The sequence below is a fragment of the Hyphomonas sp. NPDC076881 genome (assembly GCF_050269995.1).
GTDB lineage: Bacteria > Pseudomonadota > Alphaproteobacteria > Caulobacterales > Hyphomonadaceae > Hyphomonas.
This window is the reverse complement of record NZ_JBNNJJ010000002.1, coordinates 267,835-284,727: the sequence shown is the minus strand read 5'-3', so window position 1 is coordinate 284,727 and position 16,893 is coordinate 267,835. Positions and strand designations below refer to the sequence as shown.

Genomic DNA, 16,893 nt, shown 5'->3' with positions numbered 1-16,893 from the left:
TCCGTGTCTGGTTCTTGCCTGACCCTTCTGATACAATCTCAAGTGCACTTTAGATCAAGCGAAGAATTGCATGACCCTGAAACATTCTGACATCCTGACCATTGGCGAACTTGCCGCGCGCACAGGCGTCGCTGTTTCCGCGCTGCGCTATTATGAAGAACGCGGGCTTGTCCGCTCGCTGCGCTCGGCGGGGCGCCACCGGCGGTTCCTGCGGTCAGACATCCGCCGGGTATCTTTCATCCGGATTGCCCAATCCCTTGGCCTGACGATCGAGGATGTCGCGCGCGCCTTCGCCTCCCTGCCGGAGGGGCGCACCCCCACAGCGGCAGACTGGCGCCAGATCAGCCATGAAATCCGCAGCGTGCTTGACCGGAAAATTGCGCAGCTCGAACAGATGCGCGAGACGCTGGACGGCTGCATCGGCTGCGGCTGCCTCTCGCTGAAACGCTGCGCGCTCTATAATCCGGGCGATCAGGCGGGCAAGACGGGCTCCGGACCGCGCTTTGCGCTGCCAGACACCTGAAGCGGCAACACTCTTCCGTTTACAGAGGAAGTCCTTCAACCCACGCGGCGGGTCATGCCTTTCCAATAAGGCTCGCGCAGATCCTTGCGCAGGATCTTGCCGGAGGGGTTGCGCGGCAGGGCCTCGATGAAGTCAACTGATTTGGGCGCCTTGTACGACGCAATGCGCTCCTTCGCCCAGGCGATGATGCTTTCCGGAGACGGATCTTCGCCGGGCTTCTTCACCACGATGGCCTTCACCGCCTCGCCCCACTTTTCATCGGGCACACCAATGACGGCAACATCCGCTACGCCCGGCGCGCCGAAGATCGCGTTCTCCACTTCGGCGGGGTAAACATTCTCCCCGCCCGACACGATCATGTCCTTCACCCGGTCATGGATGTAGAGAAAGCCGTCCTCGTCGAAATAGCCCGCGTCGCCAGTATGGAAGAAGCCCTCGCGCACCGCGTCCTGCGTCGCGTCCGGGCGGTTCCAGTAGCCCTTCATCACGAAACCTGACTTGATGACGATCTCGCCGACTTCGCCAGTGGGCACAGGCTTGCCCTCCCCATCGACCACGCGCACCACAGCGCCCGGCCAGGGCACACCGCAGGAGCGCAGCTTGCCCCAGCTTGGATCATGCGCTTCGGGTGGCAGGAAGGTCCCGGCACCGACGGTTTCGGTCAGGCCATAAAGCTGGGTAAAGCGCGCGCCCATGATCTCCACTGCCGTGCGCAGCAGGGCTTCGGAAATCGGTGAGGCGCCATAGAAAACCTGTTTCAGGCTGGAGAAATCCGTCTCGCGGATGTTCGGCTGCTGGGTCAGTATCAGGATCACGGCCGGCACCCAGAAGGCATGGGCGATCTTGTGTTCGGGAATGAGGCGCAGGATCAGCTGCGGATCGATCTCGCGCAGGATCACCGTCTTGGCGCCCTGAAGGCTCGCGAGCACGCCGACATTCACGCCCGCCACATGGAATTGCGGCATGGCATTCATGATCGCCTCGCCCGCATCATAGCTTGACCATTCCAGCATACCCGCCTGGGTGAAGAAGGCACGGTAGTTGTCGTTCGTGAGCTGAACACCTTTGGGCCGGCCGGTCGTGCCGGAGGTGTAGAGCTGGATCACATCATCATCCCCCTCCACGGTCAGCCCTGGCGCGGTGGCCGGTTTGGAATCGCGCCAGGAGGGGAAATAGTCCCAGTCTTCCCGGTCTCCATCCAGCGTGATGATGCGCGTCAGGTCCGGCAGGTCGTCCTTGATCTGGTCGATCAGGGCGTAGAAGTCCTTGCCGACGAACAAGACCTTTGCCTTGGCGTCCGACAGGATGAACTTCACCTCCGGCGGGGCAAGGCGCGTGTTCACGCCGGTCATCACCGCGCGCGCCTTGGCGCAGCCGAAGAGGATCTCGTAATAGGCGTCGGTATTCTTCGCCAGATAGCCCACCCGGTCGCCCGGCTGGATGCCGAGGCGGATGAGACCATTGGCGATCTGGCTGGAGCGGGTATCAAGCTCGGCAAAGCTGGTGGCGCGCCCCTCGAACCAGATTGCCGTTTCCTGCGGGCGCAGGCGGGCCTGCACGGGCGGAATATCCGCAATATAGGGCATCGCTTCGATGTCGATCATGGGTTTCCTCCGGCGGGGATGGTTTCTTGTGGGGAACCTTACCGCCTTCCGCTGGCTTGTCAGCCCGGTTTGGAGCGCGCAACGGTGGCAAATGCGCGCCCGGAGGCCCTTGATATGCTGCGGACCCTGATTGCCCCTCTCCTGCTGGCAGCCTGCGCCAGCGCTTCCCAGCCCGCAGGGCTTGCGGCGCCCGCCGGATCATACACCCCTTGCGAGCCTGCCGCCGCCCTTGCCGCAATCGGCGATGAACGCGCCCGCGCCGAGGTAGTGCTGGATATGGCCCCGGCAGAACGCGAATATCTGGCGCTGGCCCTCCTGCCCTGCCTGAGCGACCCTGATCCAGACCTGCGGGATGGCGCGGCCTATGCAGCCCTCTCCCAGATGATGCGCAGCCAGTTGATCGGGCGGGAGACGGTCATGGCCGTGATGCAGGAAACCCTGCGCATGGCCGGCGCCCCGGAAGACGCCGCGGGCTTTGCCCGCCCCTTCGCCATGCTCACCCTGGCAGAAGTGGCGCGCACCGACCAGATCACGCCCTGGATGGAGCCAGAAGCGCGTGACGGACTGATCGCAGCGGCCGATGCCTATCTGGCCGGCCTCACCGATTATCGCGGTTTCAGCGACACCGAAGGCTGGCGCCATGGCGTGGCCCATACAGCCGACCTGCTGATGCAGTTGTCGCTGAACCCGCAGCTGACCAAGCCGCAGGCCAAAGCGATCCTCGCCGCCGTGGCGCTGAAAGCAGGCCCCACCGATCATTCTTACATCTTCGGCGAAAACGAGCGGCTGGCTGCGCCGGTGATGTATCTCGCCCAGCGGGAGTTCTTCACCGAGGAAGAATGGACGCTGTGGTTTGAAAGCCTCTGGCCGGGCGGCGATCCCTTGCGGGAAAACGCCTATGGCTCCGAAGCCGCGCTTGCCAAGCTGCATAATCTGCGGGCCTTCGCCGAGGCCGTCTATGTCAGCGCCAAGGCCAGCAGTGAGGCAACCTATGAGCCTGTAGCGCGCGGCGCGTTCGCGCTCCTGAATTCCCTGCCCTGAGCCAAACCTTGCAGCAGAGGCCCATTTGCGGCACTTGGGTGCGCATGACCGTTCAGACCCCTCCGCCCAGCGCCGCGCTTGCCGAAACGATGCTCGATATGGGGCGCCGCGCCCGCGCCGCTTCGCACGAACTTGGCTTGTTGACCGCGCAGGACCGCACCCGCGCGCTGAAGGCCATCGCCGCCGCCATCCGCGCGGCCGCCTCGGAAATCCTGCGCGCGAACGAGGAAGACATGGCAGCTGCGCGCGCCAAGGGGCTCGCCCCGTCGATGCTGGACCGGCTCGCCCTCGATGAGAAGCGCCTGGAAGGTATTGCCGCCGGCGTTGAAACCGTGGCCGATCTGCCCGATCCGCTGGGCCGCGAGCTTGCCCGCTGGACCCGCCCCAACGGGCTCGACATTGCGCGCATCAGCGTGCCCCTCGGCGTCATCGGCATCATCTATGAAAGCCGCCCGAATGTGACAGTCGATGCCGGCGTGCTCTGCCTGCGCTCGGGCAATGCTGCGATCCTGCGCGGCGGCTCGGAAAGCGCGAAGACATCCCATGCCCTGGCCGACGCGATGCGCGGCGCGCTGAAATCGGAGGAAATGCCGGTTGACGCGATCCAACTGGTTGCCACGACGGACCGCGAAGCCGTAGGCCATATGCTGGGCGGCCTCAACGGCGCGCTGGACGTGATCGTGCCGCGCGGGGGACGCAGCCTGGTGGAGCGTGTGCAGGCCGAGGCCCGCGTGCCGGTGATCGGCCATCTGGAAGGGCTCTGCCACACCTTTGTTCACGCCGCCGCCGATCCGAAAAAAGCTGTCGACATCGTGCTCAACGCCAAGATGCGCCGTACCGGCGTGTGCGGTTCTACCGAAACGCTGCTGATCGATGTGGCCGCCGCCCCCACCCTGCTGCCGCAAATTGCCAAAGCGCTGACCGACGCAGGCTGCGAGCTGCGCGGCGATGGCCGCACTCGCGCCATCCTGGGCGACATCACCCCGGCCACGGAAGAAGACTGGGCCACCGAATATCTTGACGCGATCCTTTCCATCGCCGTGGTCGATGGCCTGCCCGGCGCGCTTGCCCATCTCGCCCGCTGGTCGTCGGGCCATACGGACGCGATCATCACCGAAGACGCCGCCGCCGCAGAAGCTTTCATTGCCAATGTCGATTCGGCTATCGTGGTGCATAACGCCTCCACCCAGTTTGCCGATGGCGGCGAGTTTGGCTTCGGCGCCGAAATCGGCATCGCCACGGGCCGCATCCATGCGCGCGGGCCGGTGGGGGCGGAGCAACTCACCACCTACAAATACGCCGTGCGCGGAACAGGACAGGTTCGCCCTTGATACGCCCCCGCCTGCCCGGTCCCGCCAAGGGTCTTGCCATCGGGCTCTTTGGCGGCAGCTTCAATCCCGCCCATGCGGGCCATCTGCTGGTTGCCGAAACCGCGCGCAAGCGGCTGAAGCTCGATCAGGTCTGGTGGATCGTGGCGCGGGGCAATCCGCTGAAATCCGATCACGGAGAGTATGCCGCGCGCCTCGCCTCCGCCCGCGCCATCGCCCGCAGCCCCGGCATGCGCGTCACCGATCTTGAAGCTCAGCTGGGCCTCACCTATTCCATCGACACGCTGCGCGCGTTGCAAAAAGCGGCGCCAGAGACGCGCTTTGTCTGGCTGATGGGGGCGGACAATCTGGCCGGCTTCCAGCTCTGGAAGGATTGGGAAGAAATCGCCCGCCGCGTGCCCATCGCCGTTATCGGGCGGCCGGGCGCGCGGATTACCCGCCCCGCCGGCTTCGCACGCAAATTTGCCCGCCACCGCCTGCCCGAGACAAGCGCTGCGGCGCTCTCCAGGGCGAGCCCGCCTGCCTGGGTTTACATCCGTGTACGGGAAAATCCGCTTTCCTCAACAGCGCTGAGGGCGCGCCCATGAGCCTCTCACCTGAAGACCTTGACCGGCACCGCCGGCATATCCTGCTGAAGGAAATCGGCGGGCCCGGCGTTGCAAAATTGCGCGCAGCCTCAGTGTCGATCATCGGGGCGGGCGCCCTTGGCGGCCCCGCCGCACTCTATCTGGCGGCCGCAGGCGTCGGCCAGATTGAGCTTTGGGATGACGACCGGGTGGAGCGATCAAACCTGCAGCGGCAGATACAGTTCACGGAAAGTGATACCGGCGCGGAAAAAGCCGTCCAGCTTGCCCGCCGCATCACCGCGCTCGATCCGGCCATCCATGTCGATATAAAAAACGAGCGTTTCGCCGATGGCGCCGCCCCTTCCGGAAATATACTTATAGACGCCACTGACAACTTTCAGACCCGCTTCCTGCTCAACCAGTTCGCGCATGCAAACGGGCGCTACCTGGTCTCCGGCGCGGCCAGCGGCTGGAGTGGACAGGTCAGCGTGTTTGCCTCGGGCCTCGTGGCGGAGGCGCCCTGCTACGCCTGCTGGATTCCGGAAATGCCCCCTGCCGCCGAAGCCTGCGATGAGGTGGGCGTTGTCGGCGCGATCACCGGCATGACGGGTTCAGCGATGGCGCTGGAAGCGGTGAAGCTGATCACCGGCGCGGGCGAGCCGCTCATTGGGCGCATCCTGCTCATCGACGGGTTGCGCAGCCAGATTAGAACGGTCGGTCTGCGGAGAGATTCTCAGTGTCCGGTCTGTTCGATCTGAACAGAAGGTTTGACATGCAGGCCGCTGCGCGCGTTACTCGCGAAGCAGTTTTCTTGATCGGATTCTTCGCACCAGATGTTTTCCCGTTTTCTCGCAGTCGTCATAACGCTCGGCGTCATCCTGTTTGCAGGCTGGTGGTCTCTGAAGCGAGACGACATTCCGTATGACCAGCTGGAAACGATCTATGCGAGTTCTGACAGCCGCTATCTCGCCCTGGACGAGGAAATGCGGATTCATTTCAGGGATGTCGGCCCACGCGATGCGCCGGTGATCGTTCTGGTTCACGGCTTCTCAGCATCGCTGCACACCTGGGAGCCCTGGGCGGCGGACCTGAAGCGCGACTACCGTGTGATCAGCCTCGACCTGCCCGGCCACGGCCTTTCCCGCTGCATCGACAATGATACCATCGGCACAGACCAGTTCGTCGATGTGATCGACCGGGTGACGCAGGCGGTGAAGGCAGACCGTTTCACGCTGGCAGGCAATTCGATGGGCGGCGGCGCGGCCTGGAATTATGCCCTCGCCCATCCGGAAAAGCTTGAGGGCCTGGTGCTTGTGGACGCCGCCGGCTGGCCGCGCAGCGAAGCGGAAAGCGATGACCGGCCCTTTATCTTCCGCCTGCTGGAAATCGGCCTGGCACGGAAACTGGTGAAAGATCTCGACATGTCGTCGCTGATCCGGCCGGGCCTTGAGGACAGTTTCGCCGACCCTTCTTTCGTGACGGACGCGATGGTCGACCGGTATGCCTCGCTCGCCCGCGCGCCCTGCCACCGAGAAGCGCTGCTCGCCCTGTCCGCTGGCCGCGGCACCCGCGCCGAGGCTACGCCCGAGCGTCTCTCCGCCATCACCGTGCCCACCCTGGTGATGCATGGCGAGCAGGATAACCTCATCCCGGCGTCGCATGGCGAGCAGTTTGCCGCCGCCATTCCCGGCGCCGAGCTGAAACTTTATCCGGATACCGGCCATCTGCCACAGGAAGAAATTGCCGCCCAGTCGATTGCCGATCTGCGCGCCTTCCTGACAACCCGCGTGCAGGGCCTGCCCACAGAGAATGCCCGCCTGCCGACCAATTAGCTGATTTCAGCGCGAAACTTCAGAGAATGGCGGGGATCACGCGGTCCGGCGGGCGGTGGCCGTCGGCGAAGGTCTTGATGTTGATGATCACCTTCTCGCCCATCTCGGTGCGGCCTTCGATGGTGGCCGAGCCCATATGCGGCAGCAGCAGCACATTGGGCAGGCCGATCAGTTCCGGGTTTACTGCCGGTTCGCGCTCGAACACATCCAGCCCTGCCCCGGCAATCTTGCCGCCGCGGATGGCGCGGGCGAGCGCGGCCTCATCGATCACTTCGCCGCGGGCGGTGTTGATGATGTAGGCTTCCGGCTTCATTAGACCCAGGCGCCGGGAGTTGATCAGGTGGAAAGTCGCCGGCGTATGCGGGCAATTGATGGAGACGATGTCCATTCGTGCCAGCATCTGGTCGAGCGAGTCCCAATAGGTCGCTTCCAGGCTTTCCTCGATGCGGGCGCTGACCGGCTTGCGGTTATGATAGTGGATCTGCATGCCGAAGGCGCGCGCGCGGCGGGCCACGGCCTGGCCGATGCGGCCCATGCCGATGATGCCGAGGCGCTTGCCCGACAGGCGACGGCCCATCATCCAGGTTGGCGTCCAGCCATCAAACTTGCCCGCCTCCATGATCTGCACGCCTTCGTGCAGGCGGCGCGGCACCGCCAGGATCAGCGCCATCGCCACGTCAGCCGTGTCATCGGTCAGCACGCCGGGCGTATTCGTCACGGTGATGCCGCGCTGAACGGCGCTGGCCACGTCGATATTGTCCACCCCTGCCCCGAACTGGGCGATCAGGCGCAGCTGCTCGCCCGCGCGGGCCAGAAGGCGGCCATCGATCCGGTCGGTCACCGTGGGCACCAGCACATCAGCGGTTTGCATCGCCTCGGCAAGTTCCTCGGCGGAAAACGGCCGGTCACTTTCGTTCAGCCGGGCGTCGAACAGCTCCTTCATCCGAAGCTCAACAGGCGCCGGAAGCTTGCGGGTGACGACAACTTTAAGTTTGCTGGCCGGCATGGGACTCCCATCGGTGCTTTTATTATTTATCGGGGGCTTAGCAGAGCCAATCCGTCCCGCCAATCTCTCTCAGCTTTACTGTGGATTCATGCGTAGGTGCGAGAATGCGCCTTCCCCTCCTGATGGAAGCTTTGCACATGAAACGGGCACCCCTCGTTCTGGCCATTCTCCTTGCCCTCTCGGCGGGCGCTGGCGCAGACCCGGCCGCTGAGCCGCGCGTCAGCCGTTTCTCCGGCAAGCCTGTGCCCCGCTTCGAGACGCTGCGCTGGGCCGAAGTGAACGGCCGCACCGGGCCCAGCCTCTCCTCGCCCATCGCCTGGCAGTATAACCGCAAGGGCCTGCCGGTGATGGTCGTCAAGGAAAGCGGCGAATGGTACCGCGTACGCGATCCGGCCGGCGATGAGGTCTGGGTGCATATGCGGATGCTGGCAGAAGGCTCCACCGCCATCGTCACCCGCACCACCGTTCTGGGGGCAAGCCCCGCGCGGGACGCAGAGGGTGTCGCCGAGATCGGCAAGGGCGTTCTGGTACAGGTCAGCAGTTGTGACGGGGCCGCCTGCGAAGTCGAAACGGCCGGTTATCGCGGCTGGATGCCCCGTGCCAATCTCTGGGGCGTAAGCAGCGCGCCCCCCGCCCCATCCGGCACTAAAGGTTGACAAGGGGGAAGGCGTCGGCTGGAAGGCGTGATCCCAACTGATTGAGGAACCCAGACATGCAGGGTCCGCACGACTTTCACACCCCCAAATCGTCTTACACCAAGGAAGACCTGATCGAATCCGGCAAAGGCGGCTATTTCGGGCCGGGCAACGCCCAATTGCCTGCCCCGCCCATGCTGATGATGGACCGCATTACGCAGATCAGTCTGGATGGTGGCGCCTTCGGCAAAGGCCATGTTATCGCCGAACTCGACATCACCCCTGACCTCTGGTTCTTCCAGTGCCACTTTCCTGGCGATCCCGTCATGCCCGGCTGCCTGGGGCTTGATGCGATGTGGCAGATCGTTGGCTATTGGCTCGGCTGGTCGGGCAGCCCCGGCAAGGGCCGCGCGCTGGGTGTGGGTGAGGTGAAATTCACCGGAGAAATCACCCCGGACAAGAAGCTCGTACGCTACGAAATCGACATCAAGCGCGTGCGCCGTGGCAAGCTCAATCTCGGGATCGCTGACGGCCGGGTCTATGTGGACGGTGAACATGTCTACACCGCCATCGACATGAAAGTCGGTCTCAAGAATGTGCTGGACGGCCAGGGCGACTTGCCCGCTGCTTGACGCGGGCTTGCCGCGCGCCTAGCCCGGTTGCCGAAAACAGACATAGCCACCATCAGGGAGTGAGTGATCATGGCCGACGACTGGAACATGCCGAAAGGCGACCTGATGAAGGGCAAGCGCGGCGTCGTGATGGGCGTTGCCAACCAGAACTCGATCGCCTGGGGCATCGCCACCCAGCTCGCCGCTCAGGGCGCCGAGATTGCCTTCACCTATCAGGGCGAAAGCCTGGAGCGCCGGGTGCGCCCGCTGGTCGAATCCATCGGCATGGACACGATGATCCCGGCAGACGTGACCAATGACGAGTCCATGGATGCCGCCTTTGCCGCCATCAAGCAGAAATGGGGCAAGATCGATTTCCTCGTTCACTCCATCGCCTTTGCCGGCAAGGATGAGCTGCAGGGCTCGATGGTTGCCAATACCACCCGCGAAGGCTTCCGCCGCGCGATGGACATCTCCGTATACAGCTTTATCGACTGCGCCCGCCGCGCCTCGGAAATTATGCCCGATGGCGGCGCGATCATCTGCATGACGTATCTGGGCGCTGAGCGCACCGTTCCGTCCTACAACGTCATGGGCGTGGCCAAGGCCGCGCTGGAAGCCTCCACCCGCTATGCCGCGCGCGACCTTGGCCCACAGGGCATCCGCGTCAACGCCATCTCCGCCGGCGCCATGCGCACCCTCTCCCTCGCCGGCATCCGCGGCGGCAAAAGCCTGATGGGCACGGGCCGCAACTGGTCGCTTCTGAAGGAAGACACCAGCATGGAAGGTGTCGCAGGCTGCGCGCTTTACCTCCTCTCCCCGCTCGGCCGCTCCATCGCCGGCGAAGTCATCCACGTCGATGCCGGCTTCCATGTCGTCGGCGTGCCGGATGCGGGCGAGGAAGAGTAAGCTTCTTTCTCTTCCAATATTGACTTCGGGGCGGGGCACTCCAAAATGCGTGCCTCGCCCTTTGAGGTTTTTATGTTCCGTACCCTGTCTGAGTCCCGCTGAAGGGCCTGCCGTTCCCGCACTGAGATCAGTGCAAGGCAGGCCGGCGAAAGCGTAGAGCCCAGCGCCCTTCCATCTGGAAGCCGCGCCGGAGACGTTTTCATGCGCCCCTGATGTACTCCGGGGCGCGGGACCAGAGACCGACACACATGGATATTTCCCGCGCTGAACAGCGCATCCTCCACCTGCTCGCCCAGGGCGGGCGGATCGACCTTGTCCGCAACGAGGCAGGCAAACCTGAAGAAGTCCATTGCTTCTCCCGCGATGGCTGGCGCTATGCCGGCCTCGACATGGACCTTTTCCGCAAGCTGAAGCGGCGACGGACCATCGCCTCCCATGGTGGCCAGCCTTACCGCATCACGCGGCGCGGCCTGCAACTCGTCCGCTCACAGCCGGACAATTGCTAGCCGCGTCCGGCCCCTTCGGTTATCCTCATCAGGGAAAACCGAAGGGGCCACCCGATGCGTGAACGCACTGCCACCTGCCGCTGCGGCCAGCTTTCCGCCACCTGCCGGGGAGAGCCTGCGCGCATCTCCGTCTGCCATTGCCTTGACTGTCAGAAACGCACCGGCAGCGCCTTTGCTGCCCAGGCCCGCTGGGCAAACGAAAATGTCACCCTCACGGGCACGGCAAAGGAATGGACCCGCACAGCCGACAGTGGCAATCGCGTCACCTATCGCTTCTGCCCCGAATGCGGCTCCACCGTGGCCTATACGATTGAAAACTGGCCGGGCGTGACTGCCATCCCCTATGGCGCCTTTGCCGGAACAGATATGCCCGCCCCCAGATTTTCCGTTTACGATGATCGCCGCCATGGCTGGGTGGAAATCGTGGGCGAAACCATTCAGCGCTCAACCTCCGGCGCGGCCAGGAAACAGCCAAGCCTCGACATTCTCCGAAAGCCGGATTGAACCGGCTTGCCAACCCCGCCCGAATACCGGAGCATCTGCGGGCTGATTGCACAGGGGGCCGGTATGGCGCAGGGACACATTTACCGGATGGGAACATGCCTGCTCTCAGGCGCGCTTCTGCTGGCCGGGTGCGCAACACCCCTGCCGCCGGACAAGGCTTCTCGGCTTTTGGAAACAGATGGCAAACCCTGCCCCGGCGCAGAACAGTTTGATGTTGCCAGCATCAAGGAAAAGAACGCAGCAGAGGCCGCCCAGCGGGAAGCCTGGATCTCTGAATACACACTTGAAACGCCGCTGCCCCCCGGGGCAGACGAAGCCGAAACACGCATCCGCGTGCGCGTACCGCCAACGGGCATGTGGGCACTCGATACACGTGTCACCCTATGGAAATCAGCCGATGGCGCCTGGCAGATTGCAACCAACAATATTGATTTTCGCGCGTCGCCGCCACCTCCTCCGCCGCCGCCGCCGCCGATGGATGCGGACGGCAACCTGCTGCCCGGCTTTGAGGATTGGACACCCGAGCCGCCACCGCCGCCCCGGCCACCCTATATCACCTCAGTGCTGGACGCGGACAATACGGCGACCCTTGAGACCATCCTGGCCGATCCCTGCTTCATCAACGGACCGGACAGCCTGCCCTATTCTGTTCCGCTGAACGAAATCGACGAGTATGGCCGCGAAGAATGGCTCTGCCCGCCGGATTCGGCCTATTATATGGCCGAGGTGAAGCAGGCTGGCCTGCCAACGCGCTATGTCTCCCATTCCTGCTATATGGATTTCGCTGTCTCCAAACTCCTGACAGCAGCTGCCTATATGAGCCCCTCGCCTGATCCGGAGACGGAATGACCGCACGCATCTTCCTCTGGGTCGGCCATCCGCGCGAAACCTCGCTCAGCCATGGCATGGCGGATGCCTATGCGCGCGGCGCTGAGGCCCACGGCGCCGAAATCCGCCGGATGCACCTTGCTGACATGACTTTCGATCCGGACCTCACCGAAGGCTACACTTCCCGCAAGACGCTGGAGCCCTGCCTTGAGGAATGGCGCGAGAACATCCTCTGGGCAAACCATCTCTGCTGGGCCTATCCCCAATGGTGGGGCGGCATGCCCGCCAAGATGAAAGGCGTGATCGACCGGGCCTATCTCCCGGGCTTTGCCATGCGCTATCATGAGAATGATCCGTGGTGGGACAGGCTGCTCGCGGGACGCTCCGCCGATGTGCTGATGACGGCGGATGGCCCAGCCTGGTTTGACCAGCTTGCCTATGGCCGCCCGGCCAAGCTGCAGGTGGAGAATCTCGTCTTAAAGTTCGCCGGCATCAAACCGGTCCGTACCCTGCAGGTCGGAATTGTGAAAACGGCAAAGCCCGAAAAAATCCAGCAGTGGCTGAAACAGGCGGAGGCGCGTGGGCGCGCCGCCGCGAAACGCCTTGCCTAAGGCGTGATCGTCACCGCCGGTCCCGGAAAGCGCATCCAGTAGTAAGACAGCGGATCATCGCCCGGCTGGGTCGCATAGGCGGCCAGGCGCGCATCCCCACCCGGCCGCAAGCCACCGGCAGGCGGCTCCAGCGCGCCCGAGGGCGCCACCATGTCATACCGGATGAACCGCCAACCCTCGAGGCCCACAGGCCGCCCCGTGAGGGCGCGCGCGCCGCTCACCCTCAGTGGCGCGGCTTCCGGCAATGTGCCCGAAACCCGCATGAACAGCTGCGTCACCCAGACACCACTTTCCGTGCGCACCACGCCGAAGGCCACATGCGTTGCCTTGGGATGGAGGATGTTCTCGCGGTGGCTAGGGCTGTCCATCAGGTTCCGGTGCAGGCGCTTGACCGCAAAATTTGCCCCGATACGCGCGCCCGTCCGGGAGACGGTCGCCACATTCTCCGCAGAAAAATCAGCCAGGGCCGTGCGGTCCAGCGCCGCGATCCGCTCGCCCGGCCCCCGTCCATCGGGGCCGACATGGCCAAAAAATCCGTTCACCGCCATATCCAGGCTGTGCAGCCGCGCCGCATCCCGCAGGTCCGTGCGCAGCTTCAGCGCCGGCAAGCCCGCCGCCTTCCGCTCCGCATTGATCAGCTCCAGGAAGCGGCTTTCCAGCGCCTCATCAAAGGCATATCCAGCCGGTGGATTGGCAAGGCAGGGCCGCGCCATCTCGACATAAGAAGCAACCGCCACGGGCCGTCCCTCGATCCGCAAATCACAGGCCAGCGCCGGAAGCGGCAGCAGAAACAGGAAAGCCAGGCTGGCGATCACACGGCGCATGAAGCCTTCCTATCACGGAAGGCTGCCGGCTTCACCCCGGCACTTCACAAGCGCCGCAGCGCTCAGATCACCCCGGCCGTCTGCAGGCGCGAGAGCACGGGCGCCAGCATCCGCTCGATCGCTTCGGCTGACGGCTTCACATGCCCATAGGCGGGCACGCCTTCATCGGCGATCACCAGGTCGGCCTCGAACATCGCCGGATAGGTAAAGCGGTAATGGGCTGCCCGCACGGTGGACATGTATTGCTGCAGCACCGAGTCCACCGTCCGCCCGCGCTCGATCACATCCCGGCGGATGCGGCGGGCCAGGCGCAGGTCGTCCGGCGTGTCGACATAGACCGACAGGTCGATGAGATTGCGGATCTTCGGCATCGACAGGGCATGGATGCCCTCAAGGATCAGCACAGACGCCGGCTCGATCCGGCGCGTCTTCTTCGAGCGGTCATGCCGGTCATAATCATAGATCGGCTGGTCCACCCCCTCCCCTGCCTTCAGCGCCTTGAGGTCCGAGACGAGGTGGTCAACTTCCTTGGATTTGGGGTCGTCATAGTTGATGCCCGCCACCAGCGCCTCGCGCTCGGCCGCCGTTTGCGGCTCACCATAATGGCTCATCGGATGGTAATAGGCGTCTTCCCCAAACATCACCGCCTGGCCCGGCCCCAGCCGCTCCAGCAGCGCCACCGCCAGCGTCGACTTGCCCGAGCCTGACCCGCCCGACATCGCAATCAGGAAATTCTTTTTCTTGGTCATGACAGCGCGCCCTCTTCTATGACCGGTCTTTCCATGAAAAAGGGCCGCCCATCAAGGAGCGGCCCTCATTCAGTCAGCAGAGAGGTGAGAAGATTACTCTTCTTCGCCCTCGGAGCCCGCATCTTCAGCGAGTTCCTTGCCGGTCTCCTGGTCAACGACCTTCATGGAGAGGCGGACCTTGCCGCGCTCATCGAAGCCCATCAGCTTCACCCACACCTTGTCGCCTTCCTTGACCATGTCTTTCGGGTGGCCAATGCGCTTGTTGGCCATCTGCGAGACGTGGACGAGGCCGTCCTTGGGACCGAAGAAGTTCACGAAGATGCCGAAGTCTTTCATCGAGACGACCTTGCCTTCGTAGATCTCGCCGACTTCCGGCTCGGCCACGATGCCCTTGATCATCTTGATCGCCGCGTCGATCGACTTGCGATCAAGCGCGGAGATCTGGACCGTGCCATCATCATCGATGTTCACCTTGGCGCCGGTTTCATCCACGATGCCGCGGATAACCTTGCCGCCCGAACCGATCACATCACGGATCTTGTCGGTGGGAACCTTCATGATTTCCATCTGCGGGGCGTTCTCCGAAAGCTTGCCGCGCGAAGCGGTCAGCGCTTTCGACATTTCGCCAAGGATGTGCATCCGGCCGCCTTTGGCCTGCTCAAGGGCCTTGCCCATGATGTCCTTGGTGATACCAGCCACCTTGATGTCCATCTGCAGCGAGGTGATGCCCTTCTCGGTGCCAGCCACCTTGAAGTCCATGTCGCCGAGATGATCTTCGTCGCCGAGAATGTCGGAAAGCACCGCAAACTCGCTGCCTTCCAGGATCAGGCCCATGGCGATGCCCGAAACCGGACGGGTCACCGGCACGCCGGCATCCATCATCGCGAGCGAGCAGCCGCAGACCGTTGCCATCGAGGACGAGCCATTGGACTCGGTGATCTCGGAGACAAGTCGGATCGTGTACGGAAATTCTTCATGCTTGGGCAGAACAGCCTGCAGCGCGCGCCAGGCGAGCTTGCCATGGCCGATCTCGCGGCGGCCTGCGCCACCCATACGGCCCGTCTCCCCGACCGAATAGGGCGGGAAGTTGTAGTGCAGCATGAACTTTTCTTTTTTCGTGCCGTCCAGGCCATCGACATATTGTTCGTCGTCGGAGGTGCCGAGCGTGGCAACGCAGATCGCCTGCGTTTCGCCGCGCGTGAACAGCGAGGAACCGTGCGTACGCGGCAGGAAGCCAGCTTCCGCTACGATCGGGCGGATCTGGTCCAGCTTGCGTCCGTCGATGCGCTCGCCGGTTTTCAGGATATCGCCGCGAACCACAGAGGCTTCGGCTTCCTTGAACACGGTTTTGAACACTTCGCCGGTCATCACGCCGGGGGCTTCCTCGGTGCCGAGAAGAGCAGCTTTCGCCTTGTCCCTGGCCGCGCCGATAGCAGCATAACGCTCGCCCTTTGCGGTGATCTTGTAGGCTTTCGAGAGGTCAGCGCCGACCGTGTCGAGCACGGCTTTCAGGGCAGCCGAATGATCCGGCGGCTCATAGGCGAAGGGCTCTTTGGCGGCTTTTTCGGCCAGCGCGATGATCGCATCAATCACCGGCTGCATGGCTTCATGGCCGGCCACAACAGCGCCCAGCATCACGTCTTCGGAAAGTTCGTAGGCTTCCGATTCCACCATCATCACAGCGTCGGCGGTGCCGGCGAGCACGAGGTCAAGCTCGGACTCTTCAACTTCCGCCACGGTCGGGTTGATGATGTACTGGCCATCCTTGTAGCCAACGCGCGCAGCGCCGATCGGGCCCATGAAGGGCGCGCCGGAGAGCACGAGCGCAGCAGAAGCGCCGATCATGCCGACGATATCGGCATCATTTTCGAGGTCATAGGACAGGGTCGTGACGACCACCTGAACCTCATGCTTGAACCCATCGACGAACAGCGGGCGGATCGGACGGTCGATCAGGCGCGAGGTCAGTGTTTCTTTTTCGGTGGGGCGGCCTTCGCGCTTGAAGTATCCGCCGGGGATCCGGCCGGAGGCGAAGTATTTTTCCTGGTAATTCACGGTCAGCGGGAAGAAGTCCTGACCCGGTTTTGCTTCCTTCGCGAACACGGCGGTCGCGAGGACAATGGTGTCGCCGTATTGCACCATCACGGCGCCATCAGCCTGACGTGCCACCTGGCCCGTCTCGATTGTCAGTGTGCGGCCAGCCCATTCCAGCGACACGGATTGCTTGTTGAACATTCGTCTTGTCTTTCTTTCACATACGAAAAGCCCGCCGCGGCCCCAATGCCCGGCGGGCTTGTTTTTCGGAGCCTAGCGGCGGATGCCGAGCTCCGTGATGAGTTTCGTGTAACGATCCTCATTCTTGCCCTTGACGTAGTCGAGGAGCTTCCGGCGCGTGGCAACCATGGTCAGGAGGCCGCGGCGGGAGTGGTTATCTTTCTTGTTGGTCTTGAAGTGATCGGTCAGGTTGTTGATCCGCTCTGTGAGGATCGCAACCTGCACTTCCGGGGAGCCGGTATCGCCTTCTTTGGTGGCGAACTTCTTGATCAGCTCCTGCTTCTTTTCAGCAGTAATCGACATCGGCATAGCCTTCTGGTTCAAGCATCCCAAAGGGATGCGGGTTTCAATAAACGCCTGAATTGGCGGGTTTTTTGGGAACGGCCCTTGTCAAGTTGGCCACGGCCGGGATGTCGTCCAGCAGGGTCAGCAGGCAGGCCTCCGCCCCAAAAACGGGCTTATGACCTATTTGAAGGGGAATGGAAAGTGGCGATTGTGCAAGCATTTGCCCTGCCGGGGCGCCTCTGCGGGCAAATTCCGCT

General features: G+C 63.4%; 19 protein-coding genes. 13 read left to right on the top strand and 6 right to left on the bottom strand.

Annotated elements, in window-relative coordinates; genetic code table 11:
* Positions 1–70 precede the first annotated feature (70 nt).
* The gene (gene soxR / locus ACQKI2_RS03365) at positions 71–523 is read left to right on the top strand and encodes a redox-sensitive transcriptional activator SoxR (RefSeq protein ID WP_427378315.1); all 453 of its coding nucleotides are present in this window, start codon (positions 71–73) and stop codon (positions 521–523) included.
* Positions 524–558: 35 nt separating this feature from the next.
* On the opposite strand, the gene ACQKI2_RS03360 is transcribed toward soxR, so the two are convergent.
* The gene (locus tag ACQKI2_RS03360; RefSeq protein WP_427378314.1) at positions 559–2,127 is read right to left on the bottom strand and encodes a long-chain-fatty-acid--CoA ligase; all 1,569 of its coding nucleotides are present in this window, start codon (positions 2,125–2,127) and stop codon (positions 559–561) included.
* Positions 2,128–2,241: 114 nt separating this feature from the next.
* Here ACQKI2_RS03360 and ACQKI2_RS03355 point away from each other — a divergent pair, with 114 nt between their 5' ends.
* The 5 genes from ACQKI2_RS03355 to ACQKI2_RS03335 all read left to right on the top strand — a co-directional run bounded on the left by ACQKI2_RS03355 (position 2,242) and on the right by ACQKI2_RS03335 (position 6,894).
* On the top strand, positions 2,242–3,168 hold the full coding sequence (locus ACQKI2_RS03355) for a DUF2785 domain-containing protein (protein ID WP_427378313.1): 927 nt from the start codon (positions 2,242–2,244) through the stop codon (positions 3,166–3,168).
* A gap of 44 nt (positions 3,169–3,212) precedes the next feature.
* On the top strand, positions 3,213–4,499 hold the full coding sequence (locus ACQKI2_RS03350) for a glutamate-5-semialdehyde dehydrogenase (RefSeq protein WP_427378312.1): 1,287 nt from the start codon (positions 3,213–3,215) through the stop codon (positions 4,497–4,499).
* A complete protein-coding gene (locus ACQKI2_RS03345; RefSeq protein WP_427378311.1) occupies positions 4,496–5,083 on the top strand; it encodes a nicotinate-nucleotide adenylyltransferase in 588 nt (195 codons plus the stop codon). The genes ACQKI2_RS03350 and ACQKI2_RS03345 overlap by 4 nt, the downstream gene beginning before the upstream one ends.
* Positions 5,080–5,820 (top strand): HesA/MoeB/ThiF family protein, encoded by a 741-nt coding sequence (locus tag ACQKI2_RS03340; protein ID WP_427378310.1) that lies wholly within the window; start codon positions 5,080–5,082, stop codon positions 5,818–5,820. Before ACQKI2_RS03345 ends, ACQKI2_RS03340 begins: the two co-directional genes overlap by 4 nt.
* Before the next feature lie 75 nt (positions 5,821–5,895).
* Complete coding sequence (locus ACQKI2_RS03335) at positions 5,896–6,894, top strand: alpha/beta fold hydrolase (RefSeq protein WP_427378309.1); 999 nt, start codon at positions 5,896–5,898, stop codon at positions 6,892–6,894.
* 19 nt (positions 6,895–6,913) lie between these two features.
* Here ACQKI2_RS03335 and ACQKI2_RS03330 read toward each other — a convergent pair whose 3' ends face one another.
* Positions 6,914–7,900 (bottom strand): 2-hydroxyacid dehydrogenase, encoded by a 987-nt coding sequence (locus ACQKI2_RS03330; protein ID WP_427378308.1) that lies wholly within the window; start codon positions 7,898–7,900, stop codon positions 6,914–6,916.
* Between the two features lie 137 nt (positions 7,901–8,037).
* Between ACQKI2_RS03330 and ACQKI2_RS03325 the strand changes: the two genes are divergently transcribed.
* The 7 genes from ACQKI2_RS03325 to ACQKI2_RS03295 all read left to right on the top strand — a co-directional run bounded on the left by ACQKI2_RS03325 (position 8,038) and on the right by ACQKI2_RS03295 (position 12,504).
* A complete protein-coding gene (locus tag ACQKI2_RS03325) occupies positions 8,038–8,556 on the top strand; it encodes an SH3 domain-containing protein (RefSeq protein WP_427378307.1) in 519 nt (172 codons plus the stop codon).
* Between the two features lie 56 nt (positions 8,557–8,612).
* On the top strand, positions 8,613–9,167 hold the full coding sequence (gene fabA, locus ACQKI2_RS03320; protein ID WP_427378306.1) for a bifunctional 3-hydroxydecanoyl-ACP dehydratase/trans-2-decenoyl-ACP isomerase: 555 nt from the start codon (positions 8,613–8,615) through the stop codon (positions 9,165–9,167).
* A 69-nt stretch (positions 9,168–9,236) separates the two neighbouring features.
* Entirely contained in the window at positions 9,237–10,055 is an 819-nt protein-coding gene (locus tag ACQKI2_RS03315) for an enoyl-ACP reductase FabI (protein ID WP_427378305.1), read from the top strand.
* Positions 10,056–10,303: 248 nt separating this feature from the next.
* Positions 10,304–10,561, top strand: coding sequence for a YjhX family toxin (locus tag ACQKI2_RS03310; RefSeq protein WP_035601130.1), 258 nt, complete (start codon positions 10,304–10,306; stop codon positions 10,559–10,561).
* A gap of 54 nt (positions 10,562–10,615) precedes the next feature.
* The gene (locus tag ACQKI2_RS03305) at positions 10,616–11,065 is read left to right on the top strand and encodes a GFA family protein (protein ID WP_427378304.1); all 450 of its coding nucleotides are present in this window, start codon (positions 10,616–10,618) and stop codon (positions 11,063–11,065) included.
* 63 nt (positions 11,066–11,128) lie between these two features.
* On the top strand, positions 11,129–11,914 hold the full coding sequence (locus ACQKI2_RS03300) for a hypothetical protein (RefSeq protein WP_427378303.1): 786 nt from the start codon (positions 11,129–11,131) through the stop codon (positions 11,912–11,914).
* The gene (locus ACQKI2_RS03295; protein WP_427378302.1) at positions 11,911–12,504 is read left to right on the top strand and encodes an NAD(P)H-dependent oxidoreductase; all 594 of its coding nucleotides are present in this window, start codon (positions 11,911–11,913) and stop codon (positions 12,502–12,504) included. Before ACQKI2_RS03300 ends, ACQKI2_RS03295 begins: the two co-directional genes overlap by 4 nt.
* Here ACQKI2_RS03295 and ACQKI2_RS03290 read toward each other — a convergent pair.
* The 4 genes from ACQKI2_RS03290 to rpsO all read right to left on the bottom strand — a co-directional run bounded on the left by ACQKI2_RS03290 (position 12,501) and on the right by rpsO (position 16,654).
* The gene (locus tag ACQKI2_RS03290; RefSeq protein ID WP_427378301.1) at positions 12,501–13,328 is read right to left on the bottom strand and encodes a CAP domain-containing protein; all 828 of its coding nucleotides are present in this window, start codon (positions 13,326–13,328) and stop codon (positions 12,501–12,503) included. The genes ACQKI2_RS03295 and ACQKI2_RS03290 overlap by 4 nt on opposite strands.
* Before the next feature lie 62 nt (positions 13,329–13,390).
* On the bottom strand, positions 13,391–14,077 hold the full coding sequence (gene udk / locus ACQKI2_RS03285) for a uridine kinase (RefSeq protein ID WP_427378300.1): 687 nt from the start codon (positions 14,075–14,077) through the stop codon (positions 13,391–13,393).
* Positions 14,078–14,170: 93 nt separating this feature from the next.
* The gene (gene pnp / locus ACQKI2_RS03280) at positions 14,171–16,312 is read right to left on the bottom strand and encodes a polyribonucleotide nucleotidyltransferase (RefSeq protein WP_427378299.1); all 2,142 of its coding nucleotides are present in this window, start codon (positions 16,310–16,312) and stop codon (positions 14,171–14,173) included.
* 72 nt (positions 16,313–16,384) lie between these two features.
* A complete protein-coding gene (rpsO, locus tag ACQKI2_RS03275) occupies positions 16,385–16,654 on the bottom strand; it encodes a 30S ribosomal protein S15 (RefSeq protein ID WP_035601109.1) in 270 nt (89 codons plus the stop codon).
* Positions 16,655–16,893 lie beyond the last annotated feature (239 nt).